This window comes from Chryseobacterium sp. SC28, assembly GCF_003932955.1.
GTDB lineage: Bacteria > Bacteroidota > Bacteroidia > Flavobacteriales > Weeksellaceae > Epilithonimonas.
The window spans coordinates 1-11,311 of sequence record NZ_QOVY01000034.1; the positions used below are offsets into that span (position 1 = coordinate 1).

Annotated in this window: 8 protein-coding genes; 5 read left to right on the forward strand and 3 right to left on the reverse strand. The window is 40.5% G+C overall.

The window, feature by feature from the left end:
* Positions 1–190: 190 nt before the first annotated feature.
* Both metK and DTW91_RS12360 read right to left on the reverse strand, forming a co-directional pair.
* Entirely contained in the window at positions 191–1,471 is a 1,281-nt protein-coding gene (metK, locus tag DTW91_RS12355) for a methionine adenosyltransferase (protein WP_125203665.1), read from the reverse strand.
* 186 nt (positions 1,472–1,657) lie between these two features.
* Positions 1,658–2,608, reverse strand: coding sequence for a hydrogen peroxide-inducible genes activator (locus DTW91_RS12360; protein ID WP_125203666.1), 951 nt, complete (start codon positions 2,606–2,608; stop codon positions 1,658–1,660).
* Between the two features lie 108 nt (positions 2,609–2,716).
* Here DTW91_RS12360 and DTW91_RS12365 point away from each other — a divergent pair, with 108 nt between their 5' ends.
* Positions 2,717–4,207 (forward strand): catalase, encoded by a 1,491-nt coding sequence (locus tag DTW91_RS12365; RefSeq protein ID WP_125203667.1) that lies wholly within the window; start codon positions 2,717–2,719, stop codon positions 4,205–4,207.
* A 215-nt stretch (positions 4,208–4,422) separates the two neighbouring features.
* Positions 4,423–6,135: a single-stranded-DNA-specific exonuclease RecJ gene (recJ, locus tag DTW91_RS12370; protein WP_125203668.1), complete on the forward strand. Its 1,713-nt coding sequence runs from the start codon at positions 4,423–4,425 to the stop codon at positions 6,133–6,135.
* Between the two features lie 18 nt (positions 6,136–6,153).
* On the opposite strand, the gene DTW91_RS12375 is transcribed toward recJ, so the two are convergent.
* Positions 6,154–6,798: an MBL fold metallo-hydrolase gene (locus DTW91_RS12375; protein ID WP_125203669.1), complete on the reverse strand. Its 645-nt coding sequence runs from the start codon at positions 6,796–6,798 to the stop codon at positions 6,154–6,156.
* A gap of 45 nt (positions 6,799–6,843) precedes the next feature.
* Here DTW91_RS12375 and DTW91_RS12380 point away from each other — a divergent pair, with 45 nt between their 5' ends.
* The 3 genes from DTW91_RS12380 (at position 6,844) to DTW91_RS12390 (ending at position 11,228) form a co-directional block, all read left to right on the forward strand.
* Positions 6,844–8,055, forward strand: a complete 1,212-nt coding sequence (locus DTW91_RS12380; protein WP_125203670.1) for a DUF5103 domain-containing protein — start codon at positions 6,844–6,846, stop codon at positions 8,053–8,055.
* Positions 8,056–8,494: 439 nt separating this feature from the next.
* Entirely contained in the window at positions 8,495–10,165 is a 1,671-nt protein-coding gene (locus tag DTW91_RS12385) for a T9SS type A sorting domain-containing protein (protein ID WP_125203671.1), read from the forward strand.
* A gap of 4 nt (positions 10,166–10,169) precedes the next feature.
* Positions 10,170–11,228 (forward strand): hypothetical protein, encoded by a 1,059-nt coding sequence (locus DTW91_RS12390; RefSeq protein WP_125203672.1) that lies wholly within the window; start codon positions 10,170–10,172, stop codon positions 11,226–11,228.
* Positions 11,229–11,311 lie beyond the last annotated feature (83 nt).

Sequence of the window (11,311 nt, forward strand, 5' to 3'; positions counted from 1 at the left end):
TTTTGAGTAAGATTGTTCATTTATTTAATTATTTGATAATCAATTAAATATACGGATTTTTATCCAATTGAACAATCTTTTTTTTATTTAATTCCTAAATGCACAACAGGTAAATAAAGAATCTATTATCATCAAAAAAGAATACCCCGTCCAAAAGACGAGGCAGTCTCAGCAGTAATGACAGTTGGGATTACAAACCAAATTCTTTCTTGATATCCTCCACGCGATCCAGCTTTTCCCAAGTGAAAAATTCGAGATTTTTCAGCGTTAATTCGTTTTTCAGTCCTTTGTTGAAGGTCTTGTCTGCCACATAATAGTCTTTGCCCATATGGCCATAAGCAGCGGTCTCGATATAAATCGGATTTCTCAATTTCAGGTTTTGCTCAATGGCGTAGGGCCGAAGGTCAAATAGTTCCTGCACTTTCTTCGCCAGTTCGCCATCGTGAATGTCCAGTTTGGAAGTTCCGAAAGTATTAATGTACAGCCCGCACGGTTCGGCTACACCGATGGCGTACGAAACCTGAACCAAAATTTCATCTGCAACGCCTGCAGCAACTAAGTTTTTCGCTATGTGTCTTGTGGCGTAGGCGGCACTTCTGTCTACCTTGGATGGGTCTTTGCCCGAGAAGGCACCACCGCCGTGCGCCCCTTTTCCGCCGTAAGTATCTACGATGATTTTTCTTCCCGTCAAACCGGTGTCGCCGTGTGGACCTCCGATGACGAATTTCCCTGTCGGATTGATATGATATTTGATATCGCCGTCGAAGAGTTTTTGAATCTCCGGTTTTTGCGTGGCTTTGATCTTCGGAATCAAAATCTCGGTAATGTCTTTTTTGATTTTAGCAAGCATGGCTTCTTCGCTCCCAAACTCGTCGTGCTGTGTAGAAACCACGATACTGTCTATTCTGATAGGTTTGTGATCGTCGGAATATTCAATGGTAACTTGGGATTTTGCATCCGGGCGAAGGTAAGGAATTGCCGAACCCTCTCTTCGGAGATCCGCCAATTCTTTCAGTATTTGGTGCGCAATATCCAAGGCCAATGGCATATAATTCTCGGTTTCGTTGGTGGCATAGCCAAACATCATCCCCTGATCGCCGGCACCTTGAGCATTTGCTCGGGCTTCGAAATCGGACTCTTCCAAAGTCCTGTCCACCCCTTGGTTGATATCCGGAGATTGCTCGTGAATCGCAGAGATCACGCCGCAGGAATCGCCGTTGAACATATATTCGCTCTTCGTGTAGCCAATTTGGTTGATGACATTTCTTGCAATTTGCTGAACATCCAAATAAGCATCCGACTTCACCTCGCCGGCCAAAATGACCTGACCGGTAGTCACAAGCGTTTCGCAGGCTACTTTGGAGTTTTTGTCATAGGCAAGAAAATAGTCGATGAGCGCATCCGAAATCTGATCGGCCACTTTATCAGGATGTCCTTCGGAAACCGACTCGGACGTAAATAGATAAGACATAAATTATTCCTTTTTTATATTAAATTTTTGAGGACAAACAATGATTGTTGTAAAAAAAGGAACTAAAAGAGAACTAGATCTGTTTTAGCATTTTTTAATGAGGTTGCAATCAGTCAACGTTTTCCTCTGTTTATTCAAAAATCGGTGCAAATCTACAAACTAATTCTCAGATTTCAAAATCGATTTTTATTCGGGTTTGATGCTTTGGTAATTCTCCGGGTCTTTGTAGTAATTCAGTTTTTGTTCCATCGATGTTTTAATTTCGGAGATCAATTCATCGATGATTTTCTGTTTATAAGTTGGTTTGTAATAGATCAAGCTAATCTCTCGATACGGGAACGGCTTGATGAAGCGGGAAACTTTCTCCTTCTGTTCTCGTGACAATTGTTGCACGCCGATTTCGGAAAGGATCGTAATCCCTCCCACTTTATCTACCATTTGGATCAATGTATGGATATTCGACGCAAGAAATTCTAGATTTTTCGGTTTCAAGGAGTTTTCTTTGAGATGGCAGATATTTTCGAACTGAGTCCGCAGGCAATTTCCTTCCTCCAAAAGCCAAACTTTATTGACGTCGATATCTTCCGGTACTATGAAGTAATCTTTCTCCTTGCCGGGCTCCAAACCGGAGTACAACATCAGTTCTTCATTGAAAAGAAAATCTTGGTAGAAGTCGTCTGCGGCGCTGTAGGGTGTCGAAATGATGCCGGCATCCAGCTCTCCGGATTTCAGAGATCTGATAATGCTGTCGGTAGTCATTTCCTTGATATTGAGTTCTATTTGCGGATTTTTATTAAGAAAAGCAAAAATTTCGTTTGGCAGGATGTACGTAGAAACGGTGGGGATAATGCCCAGATTCAGCTTTCCCGCCAGAACGTTATTAAGAAAATTGGCTTTGCTTTTCAGCTCCATCACTGCATCGATTATTTTTTGGGCTTCTTTGATGAGTTCTGCGCCGGCGTCTGTGGTTCGGATCGGATGCGTAGTTCTGTCGAAGATCCTGACATCCAGCTCATCCTCGAACTTTTGAATCATTGCACTTAAGGTGGGCTGGGTGATGAAGCAGGCTTGTGCCGCTTTGCCAAAATGTTTATATTTATCTACTGCTATCAAATATTCTAACTGTTGGATATTCACGTTTTCTTATTTATATTGTCTATGACAAAAATACTAATTATTAGTTTCTTAAATGACTTTTTTTATCGAATTTAGCTCTTCAATACATCCAAATCAAAAATCTAAAATATGGAAAACAAGAAAAAACTTACCAATTCTGTTGGAGCGCCTTACTTTGAACATCAGGATTCGCAGACGGTGGGTCCCCGCGGTCCTGTGCTGCTCCAAGATTTTGTCCTCCAAGAAAATCTTGCGCATTTCGTGAGAGAAAGGATTCCGGAACGCGTCGTCCACGCCAAAGGTTCCGGCGCTTACGGAACGTTTACGGTGACCAACGATATTACCCATTTGACCAGAGCCAAGCTTTTTTCATCCGTTGGCAACTCGTGCAGAATGTTCGCAAGATTCTCTACCGTCGGCGGAGAAATGGGAAGTGCCGATACCGAAAGAGACCCGCGAGGTTTCGCTTTGAAATTTTATACCGAAGACGGCAATTGGGATTTGGTCGGGAACAATACGCCGGTGTTCTTCATCAAGGATGCCAAGAAATTTCCGGATTTTATCCATACTCAAAAACGGGTTCCCAAGACAAACCTGAAAAGCAAAACAATGATGTGGGACTTCTGGTCTCTCAACCCGGAATCTCTTCATCAGGTTTTGATCTTGATGTCCGACCGCGGAACGCCGCACGGGTACCGGCATATGCACGGCTTCGGATCGCATACTTTTTCTATGATTAATGATAAAAATGAAAGAACTTGGGTGAAATTCCATTTCAAAACGCAACAAGGCATCAAGAACTTCTCCGATGCCGAAGCCACCAAAATGAAGGGCGAAAATCCGGATTTTGCTCAGGAAGATCTCGTAAAAGCCATCGAAGCAGGAGATTTTCCAAAATGGAAACTGTACATCCAGACGATGACCGAAGAGCAAGCGAAAGAGTGGCGCTGGAATCCTTTTGATGTCACCAAAGTCTGGTTTCAGGACGAGTTTCCTTTGCAGGAAGTCGGCATGATGGAACTGAATGAAATACCTCGGAATTATTTCGTTCACGTGGAGCAGGCCGCTTTTGCTCCGAATCATTTGGTAGATGGCATCAGCTTTTCGCCGGACAAGATGCTGCAAGGCCGATTGTTTTCGTATGCCGATGCGCACCGATACAGATTGGGGGTCAACTCGCATCAACTGGAGGTAAATAAATGTCCGTTTGCTGTCAACAATTTCCAAAGAGGCGGATTTATGGCAGACGATTCTGATTATGGCGACAAACCAAACTATTTCCCGAATAGTTTCAGCGATGTGGAGCCGGAAGCCGCTTACCAGAATTTGGAATATGATCTCGACAATTCGCACGTTGCGCATTACGACAGAAATCAAAATGACGACGATCATTACACGCAACCAGGTTTGTTCTACACAAAAGCGCTGGATCTGGAAGCCAGAACGGCGTTGGTCAACAACATTGTTGGACATCTGGGTGCCGTCGATGGACCAAAACGGGACGAGATCATCAACCGACAGCTTTGTCATTTTTTCCGAGCGAATATCGAACTTGGGATGAGAGTGGCGCAAGGATTGGGCGTGAATATCGATGCCAACACGATGAATCATGCAAAATAGACTTTAAAACGTCAAACATCAGTCAAATCGCAAATCCAAATCCTTCCGTTTTTTGTCGGAAGGATTTTCATTTTTTTTGATCCATTGCCCAATTTTTTAGCTTGAAATACGAAAAAAATCTGTTGGGAAATTTCAAAATAGGTAATAGCAGCAGTCAATCAATTGGAAGATCTTATTAGTTTTTTAAAGAAAAAATTTTCAGTACTTTTGTAGTTATGAGTCAAAAATGGATTTATAAACCTGAGCCGGATGAAGAAATTGTTGATGGACTGATTTCTTCCATTGGTTGTGGAACTTTAGAATCCAAAATATTGGTGATGCGCGGCATCGATAACTATCAGAAAGCCCGCGAATTCTTCAAACCCAACGGTACCGACATTCACAATCCTTTCCTGATGGCCGATATGCAGAAAGCGGTCGAACGCATTGCAACCTCCATAGAAAACGGCGAAAAAATATTGGTTTACGGCGATTATGATGTCGACGGAACGACTTCCGTGGCGTTGATGTACCTGTATCTCAGCAAGATTGTTGACAAAAAATATCTCGACTTCTACATCCCGGACAGAAATGTCGAAGGTTACGGCATTTCCGATGAAGGCATTGATTTCGCAAAAGACAACGGATTTTCATTAATTATTGCGCTGGATTGCGGCATCAAATCTGTGGACAAAATAGATTACGCCAATTCTGTAGGGGTAGATTTCATCATCTGCGATCACCATTTGCCCGGCGACGAACTTCCGAAAGCCGTGGCCGTTCTGGATCCAAAAAGGAAAGACTGCCGATATCCTTACAAAGAATTGAGCGGTTGCGGCGTTGGTTTCAAACTTTGCCAAGGGCTTAATACCATCTACAAAATCCCCGAACGCGAGCTCTTTGAGTTGACAGATTTGTTAGCGATCAGTATTGCATCGGACATTGTGGCGATAACGGGCGAAAACCGTGTTTTGGCAATGCAGGGACTGAAATTCCTGAGGAAAACAAGAAAATTTGGATTAAGACTTTTGATTCCCGAAGAGAAATTAGCACATTTCGAAATTTCAAATATCGTTTTTGATATTGCGCCGAAAATCAACGCAGCAGGAAGGATTTCTCACGCAAAAGCATCTGTGGAGCTGATGATCTCGGACAATTTGAAGCAGGCGCAGCAAATTGTTGAAAATATCATCAATCTGAACGACGAGCGCCGGGAGATGGATCTCAGCATTACACAATCTGCGATGAGCCAAGCTTTGGAAATGCACAAAACCCCACGGTATTCTACGATTGTGTATGATCCGATTTGGAACAAAGGCGTGATCGGCATTGTCGCTTCGCGATTGATAGAAAATTACTTCAAACCCACTTTGGTCTTCACTGAAGGGAACAATGGCGAAATGGTAGCCTCTGCAAGATCGGTTTCGGATTTTGACATTCACAAGGCCTTGGAATCTTGTTCGGATCTGTTTATGAAATTCGGCGGGCATCAGGCTGCGGCAGGGCTTTCTATGGAGAAGGAAAAGTTTGAGGAATTTAAAATCAGATTTGATGATTACGTCAAAGAAAATATTCAGGAACATCAAAAAGAGCCCACGATCTATGTTGACAGCGTGGTAAAGCCCGAGGATTTGAACCGGGAATTTATTAATTTTCACCGAAAATTGGCTCCGTTTGGGCCGCAGAATATGAAGCCTGTTTTGGTTTTAAAAAATGTGAAAGTCAATGGTTATGTAAGACTGATGGGGAAAGAAAGTACACATCTTAAGTTCAATATTTTGCAGCCGACAAACGGTAGAAATATTGAATGTGTGGGTTTCCGTTTTGGACAGTTTGCGGAAGATTTCAAGACTAAAAGTTTCGATTTGGCGTTTACCATCGAGGAAAATCACTGGAAAGGCAACGTTTCGCACTTTTTGAATATCCGGGATGTTATTTTCCATGATTAAAGCGGAATTACATAAATCTCACTTTGAATTCACAAACGGATTATGCGCTTTTTCAAAACCAACGTTTGTAGATTTTCCGTGTCCGCTGAAAACTTTCGTAGATTCCGGAAGGGTCAGCAATTTGGTTTTAATACTTGTAATTAGTTGATCGTAATTGCCTTTATAAAGATCTGTCCGGCCGATACTCATCATAAACAGAGCGTCGCCGGAAATCACAAATTCGTCTTTTTTGTTATAAAAAGCCACACTTCCCGGCGAATGTCCCGGTACATCAAAAATTTCAAACGTGTCTGAACCCAATTTCAACTCATCACCTTCTTTTATAATTTGAATCTCACCTTTAAAAGCCGGAAAAAAGAAACCGTAATTTTTTGCTGTAAAAGGTGCTTTCTCCAGAATTTCGATTTCTTCCAAATGAACCAAAACCGGAACATTGAACTCGTTATAAGCCCATTGCAAGCCAAGGACGTGATCGATATGTGCGTGTGTCAAAAGTATGTTTTGAATTTTCAGCTCATTAGATTTGATAAAATCTGCCAAAAGATTGGTTTCGGCATCGGGCATATTTCCCGGATCGATAAGAAATGCCACCTTTTCCTCGTTATAAATGAGATACGTATTTTCCGAAAACGGATTAAAAGTAAAAGTTTCTACGTTTAGCATTCTATTTAATTTATCTGTAAAAATATAAAACATTAACTTAGCAATATGAAGCTGATCCCAATATTTTTCGTTTTTTTAAGTGTATTTTCTTTTGCTCAGGAAATCAAAAGTGTTCAGGTTTTCAACCCGAAAACCAACGACGAAACGCCGGTCATCGCACAAGGCGAACAATTGATTTTAAGGTTTGACGATCTGTCGAACTCCAGCCAAATCTACCGATACACTTATAAACATTACAACCGGAATTGGCAGGACGACGGACTTTTTTTCACAGAATATGCGAGCGGAAGTATGAATGCCTTGATCGATCAATTCCAATATTCCTTCAATACCTATCAGAAATATACACACTATGAATTGGCTTTTCCGAATGAGAAAATTCAGCCCAAGATTTCTGGAAATTACGAAATCATCGTTTACAAAGATTCTCAAGATAAGCCTCTGTTCAAAAAGAGATTTTCGATTTATGAAGGAGGCGCCAATCTTGCGATCAACGTCACTCGCCTGATAGACGCCAAAAATCCCAATGCCAATCAAAGGCTGGAAATCCAAGCCCTCGGCAACGCAGCCGGCATTAGCAATAATCTGGCCTCCCTGTCCCTAAGCGTGATCCAAAATAACAATTGGGATATCGCCTTGACCAACATCCGAGCGAGTTCTACCTTGGGCAATCAGATTTTGTTCCAACAGTTGGGTTTGGCTTTTCCGGGCAACAACGAGTTTTATTACTTCGACAACAAAATTATTAATCAGGCGCTGGATGCGGTGGCGAATACGGAAATCCTAAACGGCCGAAACTATACTTATCTTCATCCGGTATGGGCATATCCGGGCGATTATCAATATCAACCCGACGTAAACGGCGCTTTTTATTTCCGCAGAAATGATCTCGGAATCGAAAGAGATGCAGACAGGGAGGGCGACTATTCTTGGGTTTATTTTGCGCTGGACAGTCAGAAATCTGATAAAGAGTTTTATATCCTCGGGATGTTCAATGATTATCAAGCAGACCAGCTGAGCCAAATGCAGTACGATGAGCAAGCTCAAAAATACATCGCCAAAATCTATCTGAAACAAGGTTTTTATAATTATATCATCGCCACAAAAAATACCGACGGATCTTTGAATTACGGCGAAGTCAACGGAAACTTCTGGCAGACCGAAAATCTTTATCAGGCTTTTTTGTATTACACACCATTTGGGAGAAACTTCGACGGACTCCTTGGCTATGGCGAATTCCGGACGCCGTTGAGATAATCTCTGTTTGAAATATTTTTTCCGCACTACCGCACGAATCCTTTCGTGTGGCATTTTTTGTAACCCATAATTTTTAATTGGCTATCTCATTATTATATTTTTACAAAAACCTGCGACGGCAGAAGGATTTTATGATTATGAGAATTTTCGAATGTTGGAAAAGAGGATTTCCACCTTTTTTTTCGCTCTGTTTTCGGGTTTTTGTTCGAGTTTTCTTGCACAGTTCTTCGAAAAGTCTTCGAAAAAAGTACCGTTTTTCCGAACAAGAGTCGAACACTTCTCGAACACTTCTGCAAGAAAAGATGACGGTAGCGGGGTACTTTTTGTAGTATTTTAAGATTAAACGTTTGGAGCTTAATAAAATCATAAATTACTTGTTTTTTTTTAATGGTGTGTAAAAAAAATTATTAATTTTAAAGAGTTTAAAAAAACACAATTTATGAAAAAATTTTATCTCCGCTTCTTACTGTTGGCAGTTGGTGTGGCCAACGCCCAAGAAGTACAGTGGCAGAAAAACATCCCTTCCAATACCCAGGATTTCCTAAGCAATATGACTTCCACGATTGACAGGCAGATTCTACTCTCCGGAAGTTCCATTCAAAGTCAGAAGACCGAAGGCGGAAGTCAGAAGCAAAATAATGGCTACGATTACCACATTCTAAAACTTGACCAGCAAGGTTCCAAAGTCTGGGAAAAGTATTTTGGCGGAACCAGACACGATTACCTTACTTCTTCCATCACCACACAGGAAGGCGGATTTGTGATTTCGGGTACTTCTTTTTCTAATATGTCCGGAGAGAAAAAGGAGAATAACCTGGGTGGTTCTGATGTCTGGTTGCTTCGCCTGAACGAAAATGGCGAAGAACTTTGGCAAAAAACATTAGGAACCAAAAGCAATGACGAGGCATCGGCAGTTGTACAATCTACAGATTTTGGATTCTTTGTTGCAGGCAATATCAATGACAATAAAAAGCTGTTCGGTTCTAAGGACGTGTTCGTTTCAAAACTGGACAAAGACGGAAAACTAATACAAACAACTATACTTGGAGGCAAATCCCTTGACGAAGTGACCGATATGATCCCGACACCGGATGGCGGAGCGGTTGTTCTCGTTTACTCTACTTCCGGAAGAGCGGAAAATCTGAATAATGCTGAAACTCAACATTCTGCTCAAAATAATAATCCTCAAAGTTCAAATACTCAAAACGAAACTGCAAGGCTCGAACTGATCTCAACAGTAAAAACGTTTATTGGAAAATCAGAACAAACTTTCGGAGAGGGCGATTATTGGATTATAAAACTTGATAAGAACGCCCATATCGAATGGCAGAAAACCTATGGCGGAAGTGGTGATGACCGTCCAAAAAGCATTGCTTATACTGAAAACGGATATCTGATAGCGGGCGAAAGCCGAAGCAACTCATCCGGAAACAAAAAAGAAAATGTAAAGGAAGGAACAGACATTTGGGTACTTTCTTTAGACAAATCGGGCAATGAGATCTGGCAGAAAAATTACAATTTCGGGAACAGGGATGTTGCGATGAGTTTGGATGTGATCCGGAAAACCAACAAAGATAATTTCAGTGAAGACAGGGGTTTTCTGCTGGGCGGTTACACCCAGGCTGAAGAAAAAGTGAAAAAGGATGATGAAAAATTCTGGATGCTTTACATTGACACCAACGGCAAAGAAGAATGGCGAAAATATGTGGAAGGCAAAGAAAAGAAGAATGAAGAGCGGTTGGTGTCTGCCAAATTACAGAGTGACGGCACTTATCTTTTAGCCGGAACGAGTGCAGAGGAACTCGGACAGGAAAACTGGAAGATCGTAAAACTTGGAGACAAGCAACTGGATGATTTGATTGAAAACAAAGACATCCGCATCTACCCGAATCCTGTGACGGATTATGCTTATGTGGAGATAGGATTGGACTTCGAGAATGCAGATATTTATTTGTATGATATGACAGGTAAGATTGTACAAGAACTACAAACCAAAAACATGGTTACGAAGGTCAATACAAGTAAGCTGCCACAAGGGGTGTATGTCATAAAAGTTAATATCCCTACACAACAGAATAAAAAACTAACTACTAAAATCGTGAAAGAATAAGATTATGAGAAAGAAATTACAATTGTTATTTATTCTGTTTCTTGGAATAAATATAAATGGGCAGGGAGGTATAGATGCCATCTCTGCTCTAAATAAAATTACACCTACTAGTCCGAATTCTACAAATTTTGAAAAATATGGAATGAATCCCGTAAACCTAAGTGCGGGGGTTGTTTCACCATCTATTCCTCTTATATCTATACCAGTTGGTAATAATAATTTTAGTGTCAATTTAAACTATTCTACGCAAGGTATCAAGGTGGATGAATTCGCCAGCATTGTAGGGATAGGTTGGAGTGTAAATCTTGGATCAATCACCAGAAATATACGAGATTTAGCTGATGAACAGGGTGGTACTCTAAAGGAACTTCCACCGCTTACCGGCGATAATCTATTTAATGTAGGAAATTCACTTTATCAAGATCTGACCCTTGATTCAGAATATGATGTTTTTAATGTAAATGTAGACGGATTATCCACAAAATTTATGTTGGAAAATGATGCTCAACTAAATTTTACAGTTAAGAAGTTAATAAAAGATGATATTAAAGTTGAATTCGTGGGAATTGCAGCTGATATTTCGAATGGTAATCTAAATACTCCGGTTTTATTAGTTACATCTCCAAATGGTACAAAATATTATTTTGGTGGCAATGGTGGAGTGGAAACATCATTTACCAGACCTTTGAATGTTGGTGGAATACCGCCCACAATGTATACTACTGCATGGATGGTTTCAAGAATTGAGTATGTCAATCAAAAAAGTATTGATTTTTATTATACTCAAAATCAGATAATTTATAACGATGGGATTTCACAGTCTTCTACAATTAAATTTGCAGTTCCTGACAATACAAACTCAGGACTACCACAATTACTTGGTGCTAATACTTCAGTTACTTACAATAAAAATAGGATGTGTGTTCCTGACAGGATAGTTTCTGATGGCACTACTGTAAAATTTAACAAATCCATTTTTAGTAATTACATCAGTAATTATCCCAACATTACCTCTATAGAATTACAATATAATAAACCTGTTGTGCATTTAGGAATTAAATAAAAAAAAGATTGTTCAATTGGATAAAAATCCGTATATTTAATTGATTATCAAATAATTAAATAAATGAACAATCTTACTCAAAA

Coding starts and splice junctions, on each gene's coding strand:
- metK (WP_125203665.1), bottom strand. CDS start 1,471: ATGTCTTATCTATTTACGTCCGAGTCGGTTTCCGAAGGACATCCTGAT.
- DTW91_RS12365 (WP_125203667.1), top strand. CDS start 2,717: ATGGAAAACAAGAAAAAACTTACCAATTCTGTTGGAGCGCCTTACTTT.
- recJ (WP_125203668.1), top strand. CDS start 4,423: ATGAGTCAAAAATGGATTTATAAACCTGAGCCGGATGAAGAAATTGTT.
- DTW91_RS12375 (WP_125203669.1), bottom strand. CDS start 6,798: ATGCTAAACGTAGAAACTTTTACTTTTAATCCGTTTTCGGAAAATACG.
- DTW91_RS12380 (WP_125203670.1), top strand. CDS start 6,844: ATGAAGCTGATCCCAATATTTTTCGTTTTTTTAAGTGTATTTTCTTTT.
- DTW91_RS12385 (WP_125203671.1), top strand. CDS start 8,495: ATGAAAAAATTTTATCTCCGCTTCTTACTGTTGGCAGTTGGTGTGGCC.
- DTW91_RS12390 (WP_125203672.1), top strand. CDS start 10,170: ATGAGAAAGAAATTACAATTGTTATTTATTCTGTTTCTTGGAATAAAT.